Source organism: Spirosoma panaciterrae DSM 21099 (assembly GCF_000374025.1).
GTDB lineage: Bacteria > Bacteroidota > Bacteroidia > Cytophagales > Spirosomataceae > Spirosoma > Spirosoma panaciterrae.
Genome location: NZ_KB893177.1, coordinates 69,160 through 93,488, shown reverse-complemented (window position 1 = coordinate 93,488; position 24,329 = coordinate 69,160). Strand labels below are relative to the sequence as shown.

The 24,329-nt window shown below is 48.9% G+C and carries 19 protein-coding genes; 10 read left to right on the top strand and 9 right to left on the bottom strand.

What is annotated here, in order from left to right; all coding sequences use genetic code 11:
• Positions 1-132: 132 nt before the first annotated feature.
• Entirely contained in the window at positions 133-1,719 is a 1,587-nt protein-coding gene (locus tag B153_RS0108845; protein ID WP_020596336.1) for a lipopolysaccharide biosynthesis protein, read from the bottom strand.
• Between the two features lie 182 nt (positions 1,720-1,901).
• On the opposite strand from B153_RS0108845, the gene purH reads away from it, so the two are divergent.
• From purH to gatC, 3 genes are all read left to right on the top strand, one after another.
• A complete protein-coding gene (gene purH / locus B153_RS0108840; protein WP_020596335.1) occupies positions 1,902-3,452 on the top strand; it encodes a bifunctional phosphoribosylaminoimidazolecarboxamide formyltransferase/IMP cyclohydrolase in 1,551 nt (516 codons plus the stop codon).
• A 117-nt stretch (positions 3,453-3,569) separates the two neighbouring features.
• Entirely contained in the window at positions 3,570-4,310 is a 741-nt protein-coding gene (locus B153_RS0108835) for a lysophospholipid acyltransferase family protein (protein ID WP_020596334.1), read from the top strand.
• Between the two features lie 70 nt (positions 4,311-4,380).
• Entirely contained in the window at positions 4,381-4,665 is a 285-nt protein-coding gene (gene gatC, locus B153_RS0108830; RefSeq protein WP_020596333.1) for an Asp-tRNA(Asn)/Glu-tRNA(Gln) amidotransferase subunit GatC, read from the top strand.
• Positions 4,666-4,777: 112 nt separating this feature from the next.
• On the opposite strand, the gene B153_RS0108825 is transcribed toward gatC, so the two are convergent.
• The 5 genes from B153_RS0108825 to uvrA form a co-directional block, all read right to left on the bottom strand.
• The gene (locus tag B153_RS0108825) at positions 4,778-6,280 is read right to left on the bottom strand and encodes a DUF1501 domain-containing protein (protein WP_020596332.1); all 1,503 of its coding nucleotides are present in this window, start codon (positions 6,278-6,280) and stop codon (positions 4,778-4,780) included.
• A gap of 62 nt (positions 6,281-6,342) precedes the next feature.
• Positions 6,343-6,675, bottom strand: coding sequence for an endonuclease domain-containing protein (locus B153_RS0108820; RefSeq protein ID WP_020596331.1), 333 nt, complete (start codon positions 6,673-6,675; stop codon positions 6,343-6,345).
• 95 nt (positions 6,676-6,770) lie between these two features.
• Positions 6,771-9,560: a DUF1553 domain-containing protein gene (locus tag B153_RS0108815; RefSeq protein WP_020596330.1), complete on the bottom strand. Its 2,790-nt coding sequence runs from the start codon at positions 9,558-9,560 to the stop codon at positions 6,771-6,773.
• Positions 9,561-9,742: 182 nt separating this feature from the next.
• Positions 9,743-12,052 (bottom strand): sialate O-acetylesterase, encoded by a 2,310-nt coding sequence (locus B153_RS0108810; protein ID WP_245564854.1) that lies wholly within the window; start codon positions 12,050-12,052, stop codon positions 9,743-9,745.
• 182 nt (positions 12,053-12,234) lie between these two features.
• Positions 12,235-15,198 (bottom strand): excinuclease ABC subunit UvrA, encoded by a 2,964-nt coding sequence (uvrA, locus tag B153_RS0108805; protein WP_020596328.1) that lies wholly within the window; start codon positions 15,196-15,198, stop codon positions 12,235-12,237.
• Between the two features lie 187 nt (positions 15,199-15,385).
• Here uvrA and B153_RS0108800 point away from each other — a divergent pair, with 187 nt between their 5' ends.
• Together B153_RS0108800 and B153_RS0108795 are read left to right on the top strand one after the other, a co-directional pair.
• A complete protein-coding gene (locus B153_RS0108800) occupies positions 15,386-16,015 on the top strand; it encodes an MgtC/SapB family protein (RefSeq protein WP_020596327.1) in 630 nt (209 codons plus the stop codon).
• A 40-nt stretch (positions 16,016-16,055) separates the two neighbouring features.
• Positions 16,056-16,688 carry a hypothetical protein gene (locus B153_RS0108795; protein WP_020596326.1) on the top strand — a complete coding sequence of 211 codons (633 nt, stop codon included), beginning with the start codon at positions 16,056-16,058 and terminating at the stop codon, positions 16,686-16,688.
• 79 nt (positions 16,689-16,767) lie between these two features.
• On the opposite strand, the gene B153_RS0108790 is transcribed toward B153_RS0108795, so the two are convergent.
• Positions 16,768-18,405, bottom strand: coding sequence for a GMC family oxidoreductase (locus B153_RS0108790; protein ID WP_020596325.1), 1,638 nt, complete (start codon positions 18,403-18,405; stop codon positions 16,768-16,770).
• A 224-nt stretch (positions 18,406-18,629) separates the two neighbouring features.
• Between B153_RS0108790 and B153_RS0108780 the strand changes: the two genes are divergently transcribed.
• Positions 18,630-19,433 carry an SMP-30/gluconolactonase/LRE family protein gene (locus B153_RS0108780; protein ID WP_020596324.1) on the top strand — a complete coding sequence of 268 codons (804 nt, stop codon included), beginning with the start codon at positions 18,630-18,632 and terminating at the stop codon, positions 19,431-19,433.
• A 93-nt stretch (positions 19,434-19,526) separates the two neighbouring features.
• Here the strand turns inward: B153_RS0108780 and B153_RS0108775 are convergent, their stop codons facing one another.
• Together B153_RS0108775 and B153_RS0108770 are read right to left on the bottom strand one after the other, a co-directional pair.
• On the bottom strand, positions 19,527-20,189 hold the full coding sequence (locus B153_RS0108775; protein WP_020596323.1) for a phosphatidylserine decarboxylase family protein: 663 nt from the start codon (positions 20,187-20,189) through the stop codon (positions 19,527-19,529).
• Between the two features lie 92 nt (positions 20,190-20,281).
• A complete protein-coding gene (locus tag B153_RS0108770) occupies positions 20,282-21,556 on the bottom strand; it encodes a Glu/Leu/Phe/Val family dehydrogenase (protein ID WP_020596322.1) in 1,275 nt (424 codons plus the stop codon).
• A gap of 343 nt (positions 21,557-21,899) precedes the next feature.
• Between B153_RS0108770 and B153_RS0108765 the strand changes: the two genes are divergently transcribed.
• The 4 genes from B153_RS0108765 to B153_RS0108750 all read left to right on the top strand — a co-directional run bounded on the left by B153_RS0108765 (position 21,900) and on the right by B153_RS0108750 (position 24,326).
• Positions 21,900-22,286, top strand: coding sequence for a TraR/DksA family transcriptional regulator (locus tag B153_RS0108765; protein WP_020596321.1), 387 nt, complete (start codon positions 21,900-21,902; stop codon positions 22,284-22,286).
• Between the two features lie 279 nt (positions 22,287-22,565).
• Positions 22,566-22,991, top strand: coding sequence for a phage holin family protein (locus B153_RS0108760; RefSeq protein WP_020596320.1), 426 nt, complete (start codon positions 22,566-22,568; stop codon positions 22,989-22,991).
• 56 nt (positions 22,992-23,047) lie between these two features.
• Positions 23,048-23,593 carry a hypothetical protein gene (locus B153_RS0108755; RefSeq protein WP_020596319.1) on the top strand — a complete coding sequence of 182 codons (546 nt, stop codon included), beginning with the start codon at positions 23,048-23,050 and terminating at the stop codon, positions 23,591-23,593.
• Entirely contained in the window at positions 23,577-24,326 is a 750-nt protein-coding gene (locus B153_RS0108750; RefSeq protein WP_020596318.1) for a phosphoglycerol geranylgeranyltransferase, read from the top strand. Before B153_RS0108755 ends, B153_RS0108750 begins: the two co-directional genes overlap by 17 nt.
• Positions 24,327-24,329: the final 3 nt, after the last annotated feature.

Below are 24,329 nucleotides of genomic sequence, written 5' to 3'. Positions count from 1 at the left end.
TATAGGGATTTTTACTGAAAATTTAACGACTTACTAAAACTTTAGAATTTAGTTGGAATGACAAAAAGGCTCCATTTATACTTCTTTATAGAATCTTGGACAATTTTTAAAACCTATTTTCTGCCATTTGGGTCAGAGTTGCTCTTCTCCTGGAAATACCTGTTCAGATTCGCTGGGTAATTTGGGTGTCTTAGGCGTTTGCTTTCTAATACGGGCCAGTACCGGTTGAAAGGTATCGCGCTCAATCACCGCAATTACTCCTAAAAACAGCCCAAACAGTCCAATATGGACAGGCACCGATACCCATAAATTAGCAATTGGAAATTGCCAGGACAGGTAAATCAATAGACCGGCCCCCACTATATAGCCCAACGCAGAGCCTACCTGATAGGGAACAGGGTAATACTTCTCGCCCAGCAAGTAGCAGATCGCCATCATGACGAAGCTGGAAACCAGAAAGGCTACCGCACAACCCATATACCCCATCACGGGAATTAGAAGAATATTGCCCAGGATTGTTATGGCAGCGCCCGTAATAGTAATAATGGTACCAAACTTTGTTTTATCGCTGAGCTTAAACCAGAAAGATATATTATAATAGACACCCATAAATAAATAGGCGAGTAATAATATAGGCACAATATCCAGACCGACGCGATATCGCTTGGAAACTAATAACCCTAGTAGATCAAGATTTAGACTTACACCTACCCAGATCAAAACACATACAATTAGAAACCATTTGGTTGCTATAGCTAACAGATCAGGTGCATTTTTATCTTCTGCTTTTGAAAAGAAAAATGGGTCGGCTGCGAACTTAAACGAATTTATAGCCAGCGCCATAAATACAGATAGTTTATAACAATTACCGTATATCCCTAGCACATCAGCAGAGCTTAGGCTGGTATAGAACCCTTCTGGTAAAAAATGTCGTAGAAAAATTCGGTCGGTTGTGTTATTGATCAAACCTGCCAAATTGGTGAGCATTAATGGAAATGCATACACCAACAAGGCTTTAATCTCCTGTTGGTTAATTCGAAATTGAAAGTCTCTGAACGTATTTCGAATAAGTACAAAATAAGAAGCATTAGCTAGCAAATTTGCTAGAAAGATATAACCAGGGCCAATGGCTGGATTGTAAATGAGTCTAACGGCTGGTTGTAGAAACTGGGCATATTTACCAGCCGAAATGTCTCTGCAAACAATCAAAAAGAAAACATTAAGGAGAACGACAAGCCCTATGTTGATAAGTTTGGCTAGTACAAAGTGACGAGCTTTGTTCTCTACCCGTAGCCGGGCAAATGGGATAGCGACTATAGCATCAATAGCAATCAGTAAGGCTACCCATATGATAGATGACTGTTGGCCTGGATAATTCAGCCAAACGACCAATTGAGGAGTTAAACCTATAATTAATGCAGATGCAAGCGTGCTAATAATGACAACAATGCTAAGGGTGTCATTAAAAATTCGCTGGCGTTCTGCTTGATTATCTTTAGCACGGGCAGCAAAACGAAAAAAAGCAGTTTCTAGGCCTAATGTGTATAAGGTAAGTAGGACGGCTACATAGCTGTACAATTCGACGTTAGATGATAATTCACCTGGCTTCTTGAATACATAGGTGTGTAAAGGAACTAAAGCAAAATAGATTAGTCGCCCTAGAATAGTACTAACACCATAAAGTGCCGTATCGCTCGCTAATTTTTTAAATGTGCTCATGTATCGAAAGAACGCTGGAATGTGTGGACTTAGTCGCCAACCTACTCCAGAGTTTGCCTTGCCGACTGCAAAGTTAAGAGCTTTGGTTATCTTTGTGGCTCAGGCCGAAACAGGCTCCCGGCTGTTTCGGATTACTTGCCATTTAGCTACTGAAACAGCCGGAGCCTGTTTCGGCCATATTCATGTCTCTGAAAATCTCCTCTGCTTTAATCTCCGTTTATTATAAAGACGGTTTAGAGCCTTTAGTTCGGTTATTGCACCAGCAAAACGTCAAACTGTATTCGACGGGTGGTACACAGGCATTCATTGAACAACTGGGAATTCCGGTTACGGCCGTTGAAGACCTTACAGGTTATCCATCTATTTTTGGCGGTCGGGTAAAAACATTGCATCCTGCCGTAATGGGAGGCATTCTGTACCGGCGCGACGTGCCCGAAGATCTGGCCCAGGCCGAACGGCACCGGATTCCGCCGATTGATCTGGTTGTCGTAGACCTGTATCCGTTTGAAGAAACCGTGGCTTCGGGAGCATCGGATGAAGACATCATCGAGAAAATAGATATTGGTGGTATCTCGCTGATTCGGGCGGCCGCTAAAAATTACAACGATGTACTGATCGTGTCGTCGCGGAGCCAGTATGCCGGAGTGGTTGAACTGCTGACCGAAAAATCGGGAACTACTGCGTTAACAGATCGGCGTCGGTATGCGGGCGAAGCCTTTGCCGTTACGTCGCATTATGATACGGCCATCCAGGCGTATTTTGCCGGTGAACAGCCGCAGGGAACGGGTTACGAAGGGGCTATTTATGACTTCAAGGCATTGCCTGCCAATCACCTTCGCTATGGCGAAAACCCGCATCAGCAGGCCAGTTTCTATGGTGATCTGGACGCTATGTTCGATAAGCTGCATGGTAAGGAATTGTCGTACAACAACCTGGTCGATGTAGATGCCTGCGTTGGCCTGATCGACGAATTTCCGGCGACCGACAGTTCAGCGGCTTTTGCCATTATCAAGCATACCAACGCCTGTGGGATTGCTACGGCACCTACAGCTAAAGAAGCGTATCTGAACGCGCTGGCTTGTGACCCGGTATCGGCCTTCGGGGGTGTTGTGATTACAAACGTTCCCGTCGATCTGGCTACGGCCGAGGAGTTGAATAAGCTCTTCATGGAGATTTTGATCGCGCCCGACTATGCACCCGAAGCCTTACAACTGTTGAAATCGAAGAAGAACCGTATTCTGCTGAAGCGGAATGCAGTTGAACTGCCGCCGGTGATGTTCAAAACCATTCTGAACGGGGTGCTGGAACAGGATAAAGATAATGTAGCTGAAACCGCCAGCCAGTTTAAGACCGTTACGGAAAAGGCTCCTACCGAAAGCGAAGTTCGTGCGCTGGAGTTTGCCCTGAAAGTGTGTAAACATACCAAGTCGAACACAATTGTGCTGGCGAAGGAAGGCCAATTGCTGGCAAGTGGTGTAGGGCAAACCTCGCGGGTAGACGCGCTTCGGCAAGCTATTGAAAAAGCACATTCGTTTGGCTTCGACCTGAACGGGTCTGTAATGGCTTCGGATGCCTTTTTCCCATTCCCCGACTGCGTAGAAATTGCCAGCAAGGCTGGAGTGACTGCCGTTGTACAGCCCGGAGGTTCTATTCGGGATCAGGATTCAATCGATTATTGTAATCAGCACGGTCTGGCGATGGTCACGACGGGTGTGCGCCATTTTAAACACTAAATCAGAACCGGGATTTATTTGATTTAACTGACCGACTTCTATTAGGCTTTCAAAGAAAGCTGGCAATTGCAAATCAAAGTCAGTCAGTTAAATCAAATAAATCCCGGTTCAGAAACTATGCGACTACTTTACACAATCTGGTGCGCTATTTGGTTCGTGGCATTGTACCTCGTACTGTTTCCGTTTCAGTTTGTGTTTCTGCAACGGGAAAACTGGAAGCCACTTGCTCATAAAGTCAATTATGTCTGGGGCATGTTGTTTTTCATCGGGGCTGGTATGCCTGTGCGTGTCGAAAGGCGGTTTCGGCCCGACCCTAAAAAGGTCTATGTGTTTTGTGCGAACCATTTTTCGTACCTCGACATTGCGGCAATGGGCGTGATTGTCAGAAACTACTACGCCTTTGTAGGTAAAAGCGAGGTGAAACATATTCCGTTGCTGGGCTATATGTTTGCCAAACTGCACGTACAAGTCGATCGCAGTCAGCCGAATAGCCGGGCCTACTCGCTGGCAAAGTCGATACGAACGCTGGCGTCAGGGCGAAGTATTATGATTTTTCCGGAAGGGGGGATCAAGGCCACTGAGCCACCGCAAATGGTGCCCTTTCGGGATGGTGCGTTTACAATGGCGATTCAGCAGCAGGTGCCTATTGTGCCGGTGACCCTGTTGAATAATGATCAGATTTTGCCCGATAGAAGCCCAATTCGCTTTCATTGGCATCCCTTACGGGCTGTCATCCATCCGCCCATCGAAACAAAAGGCATGACTCAGGACGACCTGGAGCGGCTCAAAGAAGAAACGTATAAAATTATTGACGCAGAATTAAATAAAGAGCGAAAGAGCGAAAGAGTGAAAGAGTGAGAACTGACCAGCCTGACTCACTCTTTCGCTCTTTCGCTCTTTCGCTCTTTCACTCGTTCACTCTTTGATTATGAAAGTAGATCAGGAAACACTCTACAAAATAGCTCATCTGGCGCGTCTGGAAGTTCGGCCAGAGGAGGAAGCGGAGTTATTGAACAGCCTGAATGGCGTATTGACCTGGATGGAGCAACTGAATGAAGTTGACACGACGGGTGTGGAACCCCTAACGCATATTTCGGATGAAACCAATGTTCTCCGCGACGACGTAGTGGGTAATCACCTCCCCCGCGAACAGGCTCTCGCCAACGCCCCTCAGCACGACGAGCAATTCTTCGAAGTACCGAAAGTGCTCTGAACCGGGATTTTTATGATTTGATTGACCGACTATGATTTTATTCACGCGTTTCGAAGAAACGAAATGCAAAATCAAAGTCAGTCAGTTAAATCATAAAAATCCTGGTTCAGAATCAGGCTAGTACTGGTTTAATTACTTTCCCGGCTACATCGGTCAGGCGGAAGGGGCGGCCCTGAAACTGATAGGTTAATTTGGTGTGATCGAAACCAAGCAGGTGTAGGATCGTAGCCTGAAGGTCGTGAATGTGAGTTTTATCTTTCACGCCATAATAGCCAATGTCGTCAGTTTCGCCGTACGAAAATCCTTGTTTTACGCCACCCCCGGCCATCCAGACCGTAAACGCTTCGAGGTGATGGTCGCGGCCCATAAACGGTAGCGTTTGTCCATCCCGGTTTTCCTGCATGGGTGTTCGGCCAAATTCTCCGCCCCAAACCACCAGGGTATCGTCTAACAGCCCACGCTGTTTAAGGTCTTTCAGAAGGGCAGCTACTGCCTGGTCCGATTCCTTGCATTTGTTTCGAAGTCCGATTTCGATGGCTCCGTCGGCACTGGTGCCATGCGTATCCCAGCCCCAGTCGAATAACTGAATAAACCGTACCCCTCGTTCGGCAAGCCGACGGGCCAGCAGGCAGTTGCGGGCAAATGAACCTTTGGCTGGATCGACGCCGTAGCTGTCCAGAATGTACTGGGGCTCGCTTTTAATATCCATCGCATCGGGAACCGACATCTGCATACGGAAAGCGAGTTCGTACTGCGCAATGCGAGTCAGGATTTCAGGGTCTTTTACGTCATTATACTGTTGCTGATTGATCTGGCTGATGGCGTCGATGGTTTGCTTGCGGATGTTCCGATCCATGCCATTGGGGTTCGACGCATAGAGTACCGGGTCGCCATCGGTTCGGCACTGAACACCCTGATAAACCGTTGGCAGGAAGCCGCTCCCCCAGACCGATTTACCCGCGTCGGGTTGTTTGCCACCAGATGCCAGTACGATATATCCCGGTAGATTATCATTCTCCGTACCTAATCCGTAGGTCACCCACGAACCCAGGCTCGGACGACCCAGCCGGGCACTGCCTGTATGCATGAGCAGTTGGGCAGGAGCATGGTTGAACTGATCGGTATACATGGCTTTCAGAAACGAAACCTCATCGACAACCCCCTGCAAATGGGGTAGATAATCCGATAGCCACGCTCCCGACTGACCATATTGCGCAAATTTTCCCTGTGGCCCTAGCATTTTCGGTGTTCCCCGGATAAAGGCAAATTTCTTGCCTTCGAGTAATGCCTGAGGACAGTCCTTCCCATTGTATTTGGCAAGTTCTGGCTTGTAGTCGAATAGCTCCAGTTGGCTCGGTGAACCCGCCATGTGGATATAAATGACCCGTTGGGCCTTAGGCAAATACTGAGAGGGATGCGGTGCGGTTGGTTCCGAACTTAGCGAGGCTGCGCCAACGTCGTTATTCTTCGACGACTCTTTACTGAAAAAGCCGCAACTACCCAAAATGGAACTTAGGGCCATCGCACCAAGCCCTGTAGAGCAGGTATGTAAAAAGTGCCGTCGGGTTTCACTTTCGGCAGCTGCCTGTTGGAGTTCGTTTCGTAGCTTGTTCATATCGGTTGACCCCACCCCTGGCCCCTCCCCTGATTTCAGGGGAGGGGGATTGGAAGAGTACTTCAGTTGCTAAAATAAGACTTGATTTTAATGAGTACAGATTCTACATCTGTCTCAATTTCTTCGTTGCTAATCCGAAGAGTTGTGATTCGTAAATGAGCTAACGTGCGATCTCGTTCCTGATCATTAATTATGTTTTCAGGAGTGTTATGAATACTTCCATCGACTTCAATTGCTAATCGCTCAGCAGGACAATAGAAATCGAGTATATACGCACCTATGCTATGCTGACGACGAAATTTTCGTCCTTCTAATTGACTCCCGCGTAGCCTTTCCCAGAGTAATGTTTCGGATGATGTAGGACTTTTGCGCAGCTCGCGCCGAAATTCCTCCATCACTTTTCGATTATGAATGAATTGGCTCATTATAAACACCAGTAGAAATTAGCCCCTCCCCTGAAATCAGGGGAGGGGTTGGGGTGGGGTTTATGCTATTCTTTTGTAATCACCTCATCCAGATTCAGTAAGGTATTGGCCGTAACCGTCAAGGCCGCCAATTGCGGTGAGACGGTCGAGCAGTCCAGGCCGGGACGATCCAGTAAGTTTTCGGCCTGACCGGGCTGTTTTTGGTAATAGTGTTCTGTGGTTGTATACAGATTGACCAGAACCGCCAGTTTTTTAGGCGACAAATCACGGAGCATAACCCGCCGGAAACCCGCCTGAATCTGCTGGCTCGGCGACGAGCCGTGCTGACGCATATAATCGGCTAAGTGCTGGGCAGCCTCTATATAAACCGGGTCGTTCAGGGTTACCAAAGCCTGTAGGGGCGTGTTGGTGCGAAGGCGACGAAGCTGGCAGAATTCGCGGCTGGGGCTGTCGAACGTGACCATCGATGGATACGGCGCTGTTCGTTTCCAATAGGTATACAAGGCCCGGCGGTGCAGGTCTTCGCCCGTACTTTGTTTCCAGGTATCGCCGTCGTAAGGTGATTGCCAGATGCCATCGGGTTGAACGGGCATCACGCTGGGACCATATAATTTGTGACTAAGTAAGCCACTAACCGCTAAGGCTTGATCGTGTACCGCTTCCGCAGAAAGCCTGACCCGTGGCCCGCGAGCCAGAAGTTTATTGTATGGATCTTTTGCCAGCAGTTCGGGTGAGGCTGTAGATTGTTGCCGATACGTAGCGGACATTACCATTTTTTTGAGCAACTTCTTGACGCTCCAATGGTCGGTATCCATGAACTCGGCTGCCAGATAATCGAGCAGTTCGCGGTGCGTAGGCGGAATGCCCTGCGTACCCATATCCTCAACGGTTTCTACGATTCCCGTACCGAATAGTTGTTCCCAAAACCGATTGACGGCGACTCGGGCCGTCAGTGGCTGCTCACGACTAACCATCCAGCGAGCTAGTCCCAGCCGATTTTTGGGCAGGCTATCGGCCATATTGGGCAACGATTTCGGAACGTCGGGTGTTACCAGCTTTCCTTTCACCAGCCAGTTTCCCCGTTCAAATACATGCGTTTCGCGGAACAGGTCACCAGAGCCGTCGAGCATAATTGGTGTCTGTTCAGCATCCGCATTTAGCAGGTCGGTCAGGAGTTTATCCTGGTCACCCGTTGCATTTTGAGGCTGACCGGGCAGAACAGGCGCAAAGGCAACCCATTTTATCTGTACCCACTCCTTCGGCTTTTTGGTGCTGTTTAATGACAGGTACAAGTTGTGGCGTCCCTGAATAGCGGGGAGCGGAATCATCTGCACCGTGTCTTTACCCGGTTTCGGGGTTGGAATCGTTGCCAGAACGGGGCCATCCAGTCGGTCCTGATGAACAGTAACCGTCGCATTTTCGGCCTTCGTACCCCAGCGAATCAGCATTCGTGGTCGGCCGGTGAGCGTAACATTTTTGATGCGGCAGGAGCCTTTATCCTGAAATCCAAAATACTTGGCATCCAATAAGGACGCATTGACGTATTGGTCGAAATCGTGTGAATTGATTTTCGGTTCAATGGTCCGAATCAGATGCGTGACCTGCTCGACTGTAGCCTGCGCCTGACGTGGATTGGCTACCGAGCGCCGAATGAATTGCTGGAGTGTGACAAGTTTGGTCGAATCGGCGGGTTTAAGAAAGCGAAGCGTAGGCGTGTCGCTGGTTACGTCTTCGTCGCGGGTATTGTTGAAGAAAGCCAGGTATTTGTAGTACTCCTCATTCGTAAATGGGTCGTAAGGGTGGCTATGGCATTGTACGCAGCCAAAGGTGGTTCCCTGAAATACATCCCAGGTGGTGTTGACCCGGTCAATGACCGCGGCCGTCCGAAATTCCTCATCCTGCGTGCCCCCCTCGTCGTTGGTCATCGTATTCCGATGGAAACCAGTGGCTACAAATTTATCGTCGTTGGCAGGATCGCCGTTGCGATTCGGCAGTAAATCGCCCGCGAGTTGTTCAACCGTGAACTGGTCGAAGGGCTTATCGGCATTAAATGCTTTGATGAGCCAGTCCCGGTATCGCCAGATTTTTCGACCGGGGTCACGCTCATACCCTTTTGTATCGGCATAACGGGCCAGATCGAGCCACATACCCGTCCAGCGTTCGCCATAGGCAGGTGATTTCAGCAGTCGGTCTACCACTTTTTCAAACGCATTGGACGATGGGTCATTCACAAAGTCCGCTACTTCTTTCTCGGTTGGTGGTAAACCCGTCAGGTCAAGTGATACCCGCCGGATAAGCGTAGGTCGGTCGGCTTCAGGAGAGGGCTTTAGCTCGTTCTCATTTAGTTTGGCGAGAACAAAGTGGTCAATTTCGTTTTTGGCCCAATCGGTTTCATCGTTGGCGGTAATACCCAGTCGACTCAGGAAGGTGCCAATTTGGGGTACGTCGGGTTTCTGAACAGGCTGATAGGCCCAGTGGTCGCCCCATTCGGCACCCTGATCGATCCAGTTACGAAGCAATTCGATTTCATCAGGTTTCAGAGCGGGATGGTCGAGCGGCATTCGCTCATCGGGATCGGTTAGGGTAAGCCGCCGAATCATTTCACTGGCATCGGCATCGCCCGGAATAATAGCGGGTTTGCCCGATTTGGCCGGGGCCAGCGCTTCCTGCTTGAACAGAAGAGAAAAGCCCGACGCTTTTTTGACACCACCGTGGCAGGCAATGCAGTTTTTATTGAGCAAGGGTTTAACCTGCGTGTTATAGTCGACCCGTTTCTCAAAAATGCCCAGAAATGACGATAGCGTGAAGGCTAATCCAGTTCCTACCAAGCTAACAAGTATCCATTGCGTTTTCATAAATCGATACGGACAAACATCACTTCATCCTAAAAGCAAGTGATTCGCTATTTGTACTATGAAAATCGCTGATTGCTATAATTTTAACGTAGAAGAGTGATAGAAAAGTTTTCGGCAGGCTTCACCAGACGAACATGACTGCTACGAATACAGCCTATTTGTCTTGTAAAGCCTGCCGAACATTACCGGACTCGTATATCGACTTGCGCTGTATCGTCTTCGCCGTTGGCTGTGCCATTGTTGGAGGTTGAGTCGGGATCGGCAACGCTGGATGCGGTCAGTTGAGCTTTGCAAGTGCCGATTCCTGAAGCGGTGGCTCGTGACCGGAAGATAAGCGTAACACTACTGCCAGCCGCCAGACTGCTTACACCACTAACCAGATTACCACCCGACGCGCCAAAGTCATCGCCTGAAATAAACGCCTGACCGGTTGGCAGCGTAGCCGCTACACTTAGGCCTGTAGCCGATAAGCCACCTGCATTGGAAATAGTCAGTGAATAACTGATAATATCATTGATAGAGGGGGTTCGGGTATTGGTGACTAGTCGAATACTAATATCGGCTTTATTGGGATCGGGCGCGGGCTGGTTACTAACAACGGGTGGTAGTGGAACCTGGTTTGGATTGGGTGAGGTAAAAAAGCCTGCCCCTGATTGAGCCGTTCGGAAATCTACCAGAGCCGCGTCGTCCTGTCCATCGCCCGTGCCCGAGTTGGGCTGACTGTCTGGGTCAGAGCTGGTTGCCTGAGCGATCTCGGCTGCATTCTGGTAGCTTCCCAGGGCGGTTGGCTGTGCAACAAAACGCATGGTCTGGGTTGACCCCGTTGCCAGATTAATGGCTGAACTGGTCAGGATGCCACTACTAACAGAAAAATCGGCAGACGAAACAAATGCCAGATTGGTAGGAAGCCGGTTCCTGACCACAATATTGGTAGCCTGCCCCGGTCCATCATTACGAACCGTCAGGCTGAAGGTGACAGGGCTGCTAAGTGCCGGGGTTCGGGAGCTAAGGGCCATACTCAGACTGACATCAGCCTGCGTTTGGGTTGTAATTTGAAAAACATTGGAAGGCACTGCCGGGATGCCAGGTGAGGTGGCCACTACCCGAATCCGGTAATAACCGCTTGTCAGTGAACTGGGTAAGGTGACCTGTATTGGACTGGTGGTTCCGCTGCCCAGGGCGCTTTTATACTGCCCCAGCGAATCAAGAAGTTGTACCTGCCATTGATTGCCATTATTAAAAGTACCTAATGTGGCAAACGATACACTGATACTCGCGCCCGGTAACACGGTGCTGGCCAGATTACCCGTTGCGGCAAACTGAGTAGGGGTAATGGGCTGTGCATTCTGGAAAAAAGAATTGCTCAGACTATTATTCCAGTTCCGCGCCAGGTGCGACAGACCCATGTTGGTCGGGATCGATCCCGTATTCAGGTAGTACTGAGGATTGGGAGAGGGGCGCTGGATATTCCGAAAATGGCCGCCATTTTCCCCGGCATTTCGTAGCGGAATGGTATCGGTAAGTGGGCCCTGAAATATATTCAGGCCGGGGGTATTGATGACCTGTAGTTGTTTGTCGATAACCGGCTGACGAACGGGGTTGACGGGATCACCATCGAACGAAACCCGGGCTACCATCCAGGCAATATTACGATTGGCGAAATCCTGTCGTGATTTCTGAATCAGGTTGGTCAGGTTGGTAGCATAAGCTGGAATACTACCCGTGTTGGCATCACCGTATTCGGCTTCGCCCTGATGCCAGAGGATGGCCCGTACACCCGCCATCGACAGGTAATAGTTCATCACGTTCTTCAGATTGGTGTACGGTTGCAGATTGGGCCAGTTTTCGACGCACCAGTACCGATTACAGGCCGGAATGCCATTGGCACTATTGATCCAGTTTTCGACGGTGGAGCTATCCCAGCCCGTTATGTAGAAGGCTACTGGCACGTTGTATCGATTCACGATGTAGTCGCCCAGTTCGCCCCAGCACCACGAACTTTCGGCCATTGGAAAGATGCGCCTTCCGGCCGTGAGTGGTTTGTAGACAGGTACGGGAAGGGGATCGCCCGACGAATACAGCGCCTGCGCACCCGGCGGATAGTAATGGTTGATGGAATCGATGGTGCTTACCCGGTCGGTAAACGAGCCTAGATCATTATCGCCGATGCCTAGTCCGCGCGAATTAGACTGCCCTGCCGAAACAAAAATCTCACCGATGCCTACAGGTTGTATACTGGTTTGATTGATAACCGCATTATTCACAATAGTGCGGACGGTTAGGTTGTACCAACCGCCCGCACCTGTGATGTAGCCTAAGAAAATATTATTGGTTGGGCTGGTTTGTATCGTTTGCCAGCCTGTTGCGGTTCCCTGTCCAGTCACCACGGGGGTGAGCTGGGCCTCCACCCGATCAACTGTGCCTGTAAATCGACCCGCTATATACAGTCGCCCATTGCCATCCAGCCCTCGTTGTACTACAAATCGCGCCATAGGATGCGAAATCTGGAGTTGGGCAAGAGCCAGCAATGGACAAAACGCGAGGAAAAGAAACCATTTTATAAATGATAACATGAACGATTGATCCGATAATCTGGCAAAGATACAGACAAGTCGGCTTATCGTTAGTTATTCATACCGCTATAATCAGTAATTCACCGCTGTCGAATACGCCGTTATACTTTTCCCCGCAAATACTCTGCCGTATAATTACCGTCCGTGAGCTTTACCATCTCTTCGGGAGTTCCGGTAAAAGTCACATAGCCGCCCGTTTCGCCCCCTTCGGGCCCTAAATCAATGATATGGTCGGCATTTTTGATGACTTCCATGTTATGCTCGATGATAATAACCGAATCACCCTGATCGACCAGTGCATTGATCGCCGAAAGTAATTTGCGAATATCATGAAAATGCAGCCCTGTAGTCGGCTCATCGAAGATGAAAAGGGTGCCGCCTTTGTTCGGATTTCCCTTCCCCAAAAACGATGCCAGTTTCACCCGTTGAGCTTCGCCACCCGACAGGGTATTGGCCGACTGTCCAAGCCCAATGTAGCCCAGGCCCACATCCTGCAACGGCTGCAATTTATCGGCCATTTTGGGGTCAACCTCCCGGAAGAACGCAACGGCTTCGTCGACAGTCATATCCAGAATGTCCGATACGTTTTTGTCGCGCAGCGTCACTTCCAATACTTCCTGCTTGAACCGCTTACCACCACAGCCTTCGCATTTGAGATAAATATCGGCCATGAACTGCATCTCGATTTTTACCTCTCCTTCGCCCTGACAAACTTCGCAGCGCCCGCCATCGACGTTGAAAGAGAAGTGGCTGGGCTTGTAACCCCGCGATTTTGATACGGGCTGATCGGCCATTACGGTCCGCAGGTAATCGTAGGCTTTGATGTACGTGACGGGGTTAGATCGACTCGACTTACCGATTGGATTCTGGTCGATCATTTCAATGGATGTAATCCGGTTCAATGAGCCTGTCAGCGATTCGTATTTGCCCGCTTCTTCGGCGGCTTCGCCTTTTTCACGCATCAGGGCCGGGTAAAGCACTTTTCGGATCAGTGTACTCTTGCCAGAACCCGATACCCCCGTTACCACCGTCAGTGTATTTAGCGGAAAACGCACATCCACATTTTTAAGATTGTTTTCGCGGGCACCTTTCAGTTCAATAAAGTTGGTGGCTTTCCGGCGAAAGGGAGGCACGGGCACAGTTTCCAGCCCGGTCAGAAAGTCGATCGTGTGGGAGGGCATAGGGGATGAGGCATAGGGGTTAGGAGGTGTTGGTTCACTAGCCCCATGCCCTTTGCCCTCGGCTCCATGCTCCTTAATTTCATCCCAGGTTCCCTGAAATACCAGATGCCCACCCAGCGAACCAGCATCGGGGCCAATGTCGATAAGTTGGTCGGCGGCTCGCATGACTTCTTCTTCGTGCTCTACCACGATTACTGTATTCCCCATATCCCGCAGCGACTCCAGCACACTAACCAGTCGTTTGGTATCGCGGGGGTGAAGCCCGATACTGGGTTCGTCCAGAATATACATCGACCCGACCAGGGCTGATCCGAGCGATGTAGCCAGTTTAATGCGCTGATATTCACCGCCCGACAGTGTATTCGTCAGGCGATTCAGGGTTAGATACCCCAGGCCGACCCGCTCCATGTAGTCCAGTCGGTTTCGAATCTCGATCAGAATCCGGTTGGCCACCTGTTGCTGTTGAGCCGGTAGCTCAAGGTTGTGGAAAAATTCGGTAACCTGTGTAATCGACATCAGGACAAGATCGGTGATCGACTTGCCGCCTACTTTTACATAGCTTGCATCTTTCCGTAACCGCGATCCCCGACATTCAGGACAGTTTGTTTTACCCCGATAACGCGACAGCATGACCCGATACTGCACTTTGAAGGTCTGGCTTTCGACATAATTGAAAAAGGCATTCAACCCATCGAAGTAGTTGTTGCCCGTCCAGAGAAGTTCCTGTTCGGCAGGTGTCAGGTCTTTATACGGGCGGTGGATCGGAAAGTCGAAGCGAATACCATTTTTGAGGAGGGGTCGCAAAAACTCCTCGCTCATTTTTTCGCTCCGCCAGGGGGCAATGGCGCCTTCAAAGACAGACAGGTTTTTATCCGGAATAACCAGGTCAGGGTCGATGCCTAGTACTTTCCCGAATCCATCGCACCGTCGGCAGGCGCCGTAAGGGTTATTGAAGGTGAACAGGTTGACACTAGGCTCCTCGAACGCAAGGCCATCCAGCTCAAATTTATCGGAAAAGGTACGCGATTCCTGCCCGACAATATCCACCCGACAGGTGCCTTCCCCTTCATTAAAAGCCGTTTGTACCGAATCGGAGAAACGATACAGGTTATCTTCGTCGGGTTTGCCATCCGCATCGTACAGCACCGTACCCCGGTCAACGAGAATTTCCAAACCCGTATCAGGAGTGAGTAGTGAGGAGGAAGTCGTATGGTCGCTGCGAACGCTAACCTGGCTGGCTCCTTGCTCAGCACTATTCTCCAAAACATCTTCAATCTGCAACACCTGGCCGTCGGCAACGATCCGGGTATAGCCTTTCTGAAGCAGGATATTCAGTTCATAGGCTAGCGTGCGCCCTTCGCGTATGCGTAGGGGAGCCATGATCATGATGCGCTGTCCTTCTTCGAAGCTATGGATGTAGTTAACGACATCCGTAACGGTATCTTTCCGTACTTCATGGCCCGATACGGGCGAATACGTAATACCCGCCCGGGCAAACAGTAGTTTGAGATAATCGTATATTTCGGTGGAGGTGCCTACCGTAGAACGGGGGTTACGGGTCGATACTTTTTGCTCGATGGCAATAGCTGGCGATACACCCTTGATGTATTCGACCTCGGGTTTTTCCATCCGACCCAGAAATTGCCGGGCATAGCTGCTCAGGCTTTCGACATACATTCGCTGCCCTTCGGCAAAGAGGGTATCGAATGCCAGCGATGATTTGCCCGAACCCGACAGGCCCGTTAGCACCACTAGTTTGTTGCGCGGTATGGCAACGTCAATTCCTTTTAGATTATGTACTTTCGCCCCTTTAATGATAATAAACTGTTTGGGGTCGAGCTGGTCAACGGAGCGTAAGCGTCCGGTTTCCGGAGTTTGAGTCATCCTAAGCTTATGAGGTAGAACATGGGCTGGTGTCCGTCCGATCAAATCGCGTTCGGGTCCTGGCTAAATTCTGTGAAACGCTATCTATTTTTAACGGTTTATTTGAAAATATGGTTTCTCAGAATTGCCTTTCCTGGCAGTTTAATCCGAGAGGTTTCCTAAACAATTTGATTGACGAATAAAACGAATGAACTTTGCAGAAGAAGATCTGATTCGACTGGGCGTTGCCCTGATTGTCGGCGGCTTAATCGGTATTGAACGGGAGTATCACGGGAAGGCTGCTGGATTACGAACGATGATTATGATTTGCGTTGGATCAACGTTGTTCACGATTATTTCGGCCCGCATTGGCAATACCGGCGACCGCATTGCGGCTAATATTGTGAATGGCATTGGCTTTTTGGGGGCAGGTATAATTTTCAGAGAAGAGAATCGGATAAAAGGGCTTACAACGGCTGCAACGGTTTGGGCCGTTTCTGCGTTAGGAATGTCGATAGGGGCCGGGCATTACGATATTGCCCTGGTGGGGTTTGTGTTCATTTTGAGTTCGTTACTGTTGCTGGTTGGTTTTGCAGAGCGGGTTCAGCGCATGAATCAGTTCCGGGATTACAAGATCGTAACGGCTTTTCACAATAAAACCTTAAACCAATACGAACGCTTCTTCGAAGAATGTGGTCTATCACCTAAACGGGGGCAACAACAACGGATTGGTACTGAAATTATTGGTCACTGGCGTGTGTATGGCTCTGAAAGTAACCATGAAAAATGTATAAATCGGTTGTTGAATGACCCGGAAGTAAAAGAATTTACCTTCTAATTTCGTTGTTAGTATAATTTTCTTTCTTGTACAAAATACTATGAATCATATTAGAAAGCTACTGTTTATCACAGCTTTACTGAGTAGCAGTCTGGCCTTCGGACAGCTTACCGAGGATCCTGAAGATCGGCGTGACCAGGGCCGTGACCCATTGCGGACCCAAACGCCTGAGGGACGCCCTTTGCCATTTGGCCAACGGCTTCGGTTTGGGGGAGGAATCAATGGGTTTCGTTTTGGGAATCCGTTTAGCCTGGGTGTTTCGCCCGTTGTTGCCTATCAGGCCACCGAGCGCATGCTGATCGGTATTGGTGGAAGCTATACCTACACACGCTACAAGGCTTATACAAACACGGGTCAAACGGTGCCTTATCTGACCTACAACCAATACGGGGGGCGGGGCTTTGTGATGTATGAGTTTATCCCGTCAATTTTACCGAATTTATACTTGCATGGAGAAATTGAAAGTACCACCATCCAGCAAACCGAAAACCAGACGGGGGCCAAATCAAGTGCAGCGCTGACCGCACCGCTGGTTGGGGTTACTTATTCGCAGCCCATTTCCCGTCGATTTGGGGTTAATCTGACGGCGTTGTATAATCTTAATTACAACGATAACTCATTAGCCCGGACCATTTACGGTAGTCCCTTTGTACTACGGCTCTCGTTCTTTTAAAGGGCAAACCAGAGGAAATCCTGAGATTTTGAACGCTGCTGATCGACAATACATCGTTGTATTGTCAATCAGCAGCGTTTTAGGTTTTGTCATGTAGCATTAAATCGGCTGCTTTTTCGGCAATCATAATCACGGGGGCATTGGTGTTGCCCGACACAATCGTTGGCATGATCGAGGCATCAACTACGCGCAGGCCTTCCAATCCGTGCACACGTAGGGTAGGATCGACAACAGCCAGCTCATCCGTTCCCATTTTGCAGGTACCAACCGGATGGTAAACCGTCTCCATAAACGTTTGAATGTGTGCCCATAGCGCATCGTCAGAGCTGAAATCCAGCGGAATGTTGATGCCCTTACTATAGGTGCCAAATGCATCAGCCTGCATTACATCAATCGCTTTTCGTATTCCGCTGATCAACACCAGCCGATCGGCTTCTTCGGTCATATAGTTGGGTTGAATGATCGGGGCAGCGAGAGGATTCTTCGATGACAGGCCGACATACCCACGACTTTTAGGCTTCAATAGGGTTGGCAGAACCGTATACCCATCTGTAAACGGGTAAGTACTCAAATCATAAAAGTCTGTAGTACCGTCGTTGCCAAAATGGACAGGAGCGAAATGCAATTGCAGGTCTACAGCATCAGGGGGTGACTGGGCAGACAGATATTCGGTTTTCAGAAAAGCCACCGCTTCGAGTGGGCTGCTGGTCATGGGTCCTTTGTGAGTAAGAAAAAACTGAGCCAGTGCTTTCAATTGATTCAAAGGCTTCAGGTGGAAATTGGCCGATGCCCCTCGCTGGCCGCATAAACTGCTAACCCCCGTAAATAAGTGATCCTGTAAATTTTGGCCAACGCCAGGAAGTTCTTTTTTTATCGAAATTCCTAGCGAACGCAGCGTATCGGCCTGACCGATACCCGACAACATCAGCAGTTGGGGTGATTGAAAAGCTCCTGCTGAGAGAATGACCTCTTTTCGGGCATTGGCCTGTTGTGTCTGAGCCTTTCCGGTCTTAAACTCGATACCGATGGCTCGGTCATTCCTTAAAAGAATCTGTTGGGTGTGAGCATGGGTAATTACGGTCAGATTAGGTCGGTTCAGGGCAGGCTTTAAAAAGGCCGTAGCCGTACTATGTCGTTGCCCATTCCTGATTGTAAACTGGAAGAAACCCGTTCCTGCCTGTTGAGACCCATTATAGTCTGAATTGCGTTTGATGCCAGTCTGCATGCAGGCTTCCACAAAGGCACTGGCCAGTGGTGTCTGGAATCGGGTAGCGTAGGTAACGTTTAGAGGACCGCTGTTGCCGTGATAAGTTGGATCGAGCTGGTCATACTGTTCATTGTGTTCTGAACGGATGAAGTAGGGCAGAATATCGTCGTAGCCCCACCCCTTATTACCCAGGGCTGCCCATTCGTCATAATCGAGCCGATTGCCGCGAACATACGCCATCGCATTGGTCGATGAACAACCACCGAGCGTTTTGCCACGGGGCTGATACATGCGCCGGTTATTCAAGGCTTTCTGAGGCTCGGTCCAGAATCCCCAGTCGACGGATGAGCCATGAAGTTTGGTATAGGCTGCCGGAATATGTATTTCTAGTTTGGTATCGGCCCCGCCCGCTTCCAGCAGTAGCACGGATACGGACGGATCGGCCGATAAGCGATTGGCTAGCACGCAACCTGCCGAACCAGCACCGATGATGATGTAATCGTATGTCATACCAGCTTGAAATAAAAAGAGATGGGTAAATTAATTCTAAAAATAATTAAAAAATTGTGGATAGATGGCGGATGAAAAGATGGCAATTTTCGACGCGCAGAATAAGCTTTGTAAACAAAAATTGCCCGACACGTATTCTACTGAGTGATCAGCATTCATACACTACTCAAGTGCCTTTGCGGCCTATATTTTGACTAAAATTCAGTGACTCAACGGTATGAAGTATGGATCAGATACGTGTATTAGCAGACGGCCTGCGTTTTCCGGAAGGACCTACTTTCGATGATGCGGGCAATCTGTGGTGTGTGGAGCAAAAAGGAGAGGGGCTATTTTGTCGGTACACGAATGGTGACACCAAACGGGTTAAAACGGGAGGACAACCGAATTCCCTGATTTGCAATCGGGGGGACCTTTGGTTCTGTGATTCAGGCCAAAATTCAATCAGGTGTTTGCGTACCGCTACCGGAGCGATCGAAACGGTGATCAAAGAACTAAGCGGGCAGCCGCTTAATATGCCTAACGACTTGATTTTTGATGATCAGAATAATCTGATTATTACCTGTCCGGGGCCGTCAGAACCAGGCCAGCAAGGCTATGTCGTGGTTTACTCATCAACGGGTTCGATCGACGTTATTGCAGAAGGATTGCTGTATCCGAATGGCCTGGTTTTCTACCCTGACAACCAGACGCTGTTGATTGCGGAAACGCACCAGCAGCGTATTTGGGGTGGGTATTGGGATATCGCTGACTTAAGTTGGGAGAACATCACCGTTTGGGCTACCGTTGTCGACGCTCCGCCCGGTGCTGCCATTCCCGGACCGGATGGGATGACAATAGGGGCCGATGGCAATTTGTATGTAGCCGTGTTTGGCGCGGGTATTATACGGGTGTTTTCGCCAGATGGAGCCTTCGTTCGTGATATTCAGCTACCAGGCCAAAATCCGTCCAACTGTGCTTACGACCCGTCGGGGGAATTAGGCCTGATCGTGACCGAAACAGAAAATGGGCAATTGTTGAGTATTAGATAGAGGGGCAGATACAGAAAATGGGTTGACGATGTAAGGGTATTGGTAGGTTAAACCAGCACGTTTACATCGCCAACCCATTTGGGTTATACGGAGCTATTTCAATTCAGCCAGCACCGTGACGCCCCCTCGGGTTACATCACCGATGGCTACTTTAATGTCTGCATCAAGTGGTAAAAAAACGTCGACACGGGAGCCAAATTTAATGAAGCCAAATTCTTCGCCCTGTTTAACGGGCTGGCCTTCTTTCACGTACCAGATAATTCGGCGGGCAACAGCACCGGCAATTTGCCGCAAAAGGACCTGAACACCGTTGGCGGTTTCGATCACAACGGTGGTGCGTTCGTTTTCCGTACTGGACTTCGGATGCCAGGCTACAAGGTATTTTCCCGGAAAATATTTGAAGTATCGTACAATGCCCGACACCGGGTTTCGGTTGACGTGAACGTTCAGGGGCGACATAAATATGGATACCTGACGTCGACGGTCGTTAAAATACTCACTTTCGGTTGTCTCCTCGATCACAACGACCTTGCCATCGGCTGGTGCAATGACTTGGGTATCGCCTACTGTCAATAACCGATTGGGGACCCGGAAAAACTGTACTACCAGGATAAACAGAACCAAACTAACCAGAGCTAGTAGGAGGATGGCCGTTGAGTTATCGGAGAAAAGGTAGAAATAAGCGAGTAGGTTCAGGGCTAGTAAGACCAACCCTGTAGTAATCATGATCGTTGTTCCTTCGCGGTGTAAGCGCATGAATTTGTTATACTATTAAGTTATATGATGTATGATATATAAACACCTGAATAGCAAAATTAGCCATCATATACCATACATCATACATACTTTTAATATCCGCCCCGGTATTTGTAGGTGCTGGCTACTTTGTCGATCGCTACCATGTAGGCAGCCAGACGCATAGGCACCTTGAACTTTTGCGAGGTTTCAAATACCCGATCGAAGGCGTCTTTCATGGCCCGGTCGGCCCGGCGATTGATACGATCGAGCGTCCATTTATACCCAATACGGTTTTGAACCCATTCAAAATACGAAACGGTTACGCCACCGGCGTTGGCCAGAATGTCCGGTACAACCAGAATGCCTTTGCTATTGATGATTTCATCGGCGCTGGCTGAGGTTGGACCGTTGGCGCCTTCCACAATCATTTTAGCCTGAATCGAACCGGCATTGTCATCCGTAATAACATCTTCTTTGGCGGCAGGAACCAGTACGTCGACGGCCAGCGAGAGCAACTCTTCATTCGTGATTTTTTCGGCTCCCGTAAACCCTTCGAGCGTGCCTTTGTTGGTATTTCGGTAATTGACTGCTGCTGTAATGTCGATGCCGTTTTTGTTATAGTACCCCCCCGAAATATCGCTGACCGCTACTACAGTAACACCCCGCTCGTGAAGAAGCTCAGCGGCAAAAGAGCCGACATTGCCAAATCCCTGTACGGCAGCCGTAGCCCGGTAGGGGTTCATCCGTAATTTATCCATCGCAGCCAGCGCAGCCACAGTTACCCCCCGGCCAGTGGCCTCGGTTCGGCCAAGTGAACCACCCAAAACGAGCGGCTTGCCTGTAACGACGCCGTTGACGGTCATTCCTTTTGCCTTAGAATATTCATCCACGATCCAGGCCATTTCGCGGGGGCCGGTGCCCATATCAGGCGCTGGAATGTCGCGGTCGGGGCCAATAACATCGAGCATGGCAACGGTGTATTGCCGGATTAAGCGTTCAATCTCGCCCGCCGACATTTCGCGGGGATTACAGGCAATTCCCCCCTTGGCACCACCGTAAGGAATATCGACAACGGCACACTTCCAGGTCATCCAGGCAGCCAGTGCACGAACTTCATCCAGATGAACGGCCGGATCGAGTCGGATACCGCCTTTGGCTGGGCCCAGAATGTTGGAATGGATGACCCGGTATCCTTCGAAAACTTTGATAGCGCCGTTATCCATGGTAACGGGTAAGCCAACAATGACCTGACGGGCGGGTACTTTCAGGATGTCATACATTTCGTCGGAGATGCCCACCAGTTTGGCGGCAGCGTCAAAACGCGACATCATCGACTCAAGCGGATTCTCTTTATCTTTTATTGGAGCTGGTTCAATGTAGGCCATGACTTTGTGTTTGCTTCCTTTTAAACAAATATGCTAATGAAGTGGTCCACAAACTTAATAAATCGTTAGTTATATTGTGAAAGGTCTATTTTTTCTAGAATTAATATAATATTAAAACTGCCGTAGAATTATTTACGTTCGCTGTTTTTGCCGAAACAGGCTACCAGCAAAGGGTATATTAACCGAATATTCATTTGTAAAAATGAGAATTCTCAATTTGATAAAATTCCACTAAAATTAGATTATGTTCGAAGAATCGTTGAAATACCGGATACAAACCATTAATTTTGTGGCTGAAAAAATGAGGCACACCATCTAACGAAAGTTTAACATTGAATTAGCTATGGTTCAGGAAGAAAAAAAGCGATACTCAGAAGAAGAACTTAAGGAGTTTGAAGAGCTGATCGGGCAAAAACTGGATGCGACGCGCAGCGAACTTAACTACATTAAAGAAACACTGAGTAAACGGAACGATAGCGGTACGGACAATACATCGGGGAATTCAAAACTGCTCGAAGATGGTGCCGATACTAGCGAACGTGAAAATTTAAGTCAACTGGCAGCTCGTCTGCAAAAGTTTATCCAGCAATTGGACGCGGCTATGGTCCGTATCAAAAATGGTACCTACGGTATTTGTAAAGATACAGGCAAACTGATTCCGAAAGAGCGGCTTCGGGCAGTTCCTCATACGCAGCAAACGATTGAGGCCAAATTGCGCCAATCGCGTTAATGCGATAAGCCGATAAAACCTCTAGTCTTACCTAAAAAATCGGGGTATTCTGCCCGCCTTTATGACTGAGCCTGTCGTCTGACCAGCGATCTGTACCCATGTACTACTGGCTCCAAGAGAATAGAGGGCAGGTCGCCGATGGCTCATCAACAACGATACATCATTTACAAACAGCTTCACATCCTGCATGTTGAAGCTGTTTTTTTATTTCCTCACTTTTTTAAAACAAATTGAGCCAATATTTGTAAATACCGCAGAAGGAAATCAATTATACAAACCATGCTGGAACATCTGGAAGAAATCCGGGAGAACATATTCCGTTATCTGGAAGCCCGTATTGAGCTGTTTACGCTGGAGAGTCGGGGCAAACTCGAAGAAGGAGTTGTGATCGGCATTCATGGCATCGTACTCGCTCTACTTAGTACCATGACCCTTCTTTTTTTGTTTATTCTGCTCGCTGCTTATTTAAATAAAGTAACCGATAGCCAATACCTCGGCTTTTTGATCGTGGCCGGTTTTTTTCTGGTGCTGACCTTACTCTGGTTATTTGCCAAAGATTTTTTTAAGACAAAAATTCGGGTGATGGCCTATAGCGCTATTAAAAAGAGCCAGGAGAAAAAAATAGAAGAGAAAACAGAAGCGGTTGAAGAACTGATGGCACAGACCCGTTCGGCAATGACCAACTCAGGTACGCCATTGAAGTAACGCATAACTATTTCAGAAACTCTGGTAAACAGTTACTTACTCGTTTTATCGTTTGCATGCAAACGCTTTTTCTACTACACAAAATGGAAGACCCTAAAGTACCATTTGCGGATACAACAGCTCGGCGGGCCGAACTGATGGCAGCTACTGAACGCCTGAAATCATCCATCTCAAACGGTGTTGAAACCATAAAAGAAGATGCTACGGAGCTTGGCAAAACAACCTTGTTTGTCGCGGGTGCTGCTTTAGCCGTATATTTGGTTGTAAATGCCGTTCTGCCCAAATCGGAGGAGTATCGCTATGCCGAAAAATATGGCGAGCCCGACGAGGAGGAGTATGATAGCGATTATGATGATGACGAATCGGACGATGTGTCGTCAAAGCATAGAGTTGTCAGAAGCCAGGCACCAACAGTAGAAAAAACGGCAGCCGTGAGTGGCTTAATCAGTGGTATTTTGACCACCGTATTAACAAACATCGCTCGCGAGCAGCTAACTGGATTTTTAGCCCGCATACGTTCAAATAATGCCATCAATCCAACTGCCGAACCAACAGACTATCACGAACAGGCATCAACCCAGCCTGTTGACTATACTCCGTAATAACCGGCTGTCTGGTCGGAAAGCTATTGCCGTCCTGCTCGATCCTGATAAACTCGAGCAGGACGGTCTGATTCACTTACTTAACCGTACGGTTGAGCATCCCATTGATTTTTTTCTGGTAGGAGGAAGTTTGGTGACCAATTATGTACATAAAGAGGTCATCGAAACCATCAGGCGTCATACGTCCATACCAATCATTCTTTTTCCAGGCAATCCCCTCCATATTGAGCCATCGGCCGACGCTATTTTATTTTTGTCGCTGATTTCGGGTCGCAATCCTGAGTTTTTAATAGGTCAACATGTTATTGCCGCTCCGCTACTGAAAAAGAGTGGCCTGGAAATTTTGCCCACGGGCTATATGCTGGTCGATAGTGGCACGCAAACCACTGTTTCCTACGTTAGTAACACAATGCCATTGCCCCATGATAAACCAGGAGTGGCAGCCTGTACGGCTATGGCTGGCGAAATGCTGGGTTTGCAGTTAATGTACCTGGATGCGGGTAGCGGTGCACGTCGGCCCGTATCGCCTGAAATGATCGCGGCTGTCCGGGCTGCTGTTGACCTGCCTGTGATCGTTGGTGGAGGAATCAATTCGGGAGAACGGGCGTATGAAGCTTTGAAAGCGGGCGCTGATCTGATTGTGATCGGAAATGGTATCGAACAGGACCCTGATCTGCTACCTCAATTGTCGACTGTCGTTCAGGAATTTAATCAATCTGTTGTTCGCGCTTAACTC

Excerpts from the sequence above, each read along its gene's own strand:
- B153_RS0108810 (WP_245564854.1), bottom strand. The coding sequence starts at position 12,052 with ATGGCGCGATTTGTAGTACAACGAGGGCTGGATGGCAATGGGCGACTG.
- B153_RS0108780 (WP_020596324.1), top strand. The coding sequence starts at position 18,630 with ATGGATCAGATACGTGTATTAGCAGACGGCCTGCGTTTTCCGGAAGGA.
- B153_RS0108765 (WP_020596321.1), top strand. The coding sequence starts at position 21,900 with ATGGTTCAGGAAGAAAAAAAGCGATACTCAGAAGAAGAACTTAAGGAG.
- B153_RS0108815 (WP_020596330.1), bottom strand. The coding sequence starts at position 9,560 with ATGAAAACGCAATGGATACTTGTTAGCTTGGTAGGAACTGGATTAGCC.
- B153_RS0108820 (WP_020596331.1), bottom strand. The coding sequence starts at position 6,675 with ATGGAGGAATTTCGGCGCGAGCTGCGCAAAAGTCCTACATCATCCGAA.
- B153_RS0108825 (WP_020596332.1), bottom strand. The coding sequence starts at position 6,280 with ATGAACAAGCTACGAAACGAACTCCAACAGGCAGCTGCCGAAAGTGAA.
- B153_RS0108755 (WP_020596319.1), top strand. The coding sequence starts at position 23,048 with ATGCAAACGCTTTTTCTACTACACAAAATGGAAGACCCTAAAGTACCA.
- B153_RS0108770 (WP_020596322.1), bottom strand. The coding sequence starts at position 21,556 with ATGGCCTACATTGAACCAGCTCCAATAAAAGATAAAGAGAATCCGCTT.
- purH (WP_020596335.1), top strand. The coding sequence starts at position 1,902 with ATGTCTCTGAAAATCTCCTCTGCTTTAATCTCCGTTTATTATAAAGAC.
- B153_RS0108800 (WP_020596327.1), top strand. The coding sequence starts at position 15,386 with ATGAACTTTGCAGAAGAAGATCTGATTCGACTGGGCGTTGCCCTGATT.
- uvrA (WP_020596328.1), bottom strand. The coding sequence starts at position 15,198 with ATGACTCAAACTCCGGAAACCGGACGCTTACGCTCCGTTGACCAGCTC.
- B153_RS0108845 (WP_020596336.1), bottom strand. The coding sequence starts at position 1,719 with ATGAGCACATTTAAAAAATTAGCGAGCGATACGGCACTTTATGGTGTT.
- B153_RS0108795 (WP_020596326.1), top strand. The coding sequence starts at position 16,056 with ATGAATCATATTAGAAAGCTACTGTTTATCACAGCTTTACTGAGTAGC.
- B153_RS0108790 (WP_020596325.1), bottom strand. The coding sequence starts at position 18,405 with ATGACATACGATTACATCATCATCGGTGCTGGTTCGGCAGGTTGCGTG.
- B153_RS0108775 (WP_020596323.1), bottom strand. The coding sequence starts at position 20,189 with ATGCGCTTACACCGCGAAGGAACAACGATCATGATTACTACAGGGTTG.
- gatC (WP_020596333.1), top strand. The coding sequence starts at position 4,381 with ATGAAAGTAGATCAGGAAACACTCTACAAAATAGCTCATCTGGCGCGT.
- B153_RS0108835 (WP_020596334.1), top strand. The coding sequence starts at position 3,570 with ATGCGACTACTTTACACAATCTGGTGCGCTATTTGGTTCGTGGCATTG.
- B153_RS0108760 (WP_020596320.1), top strand. The coding sequence starts at position 22,566 with ATGCTGGAACATCTGGAAGAAATCCGGGAGAACATATTCCGTTATCTG.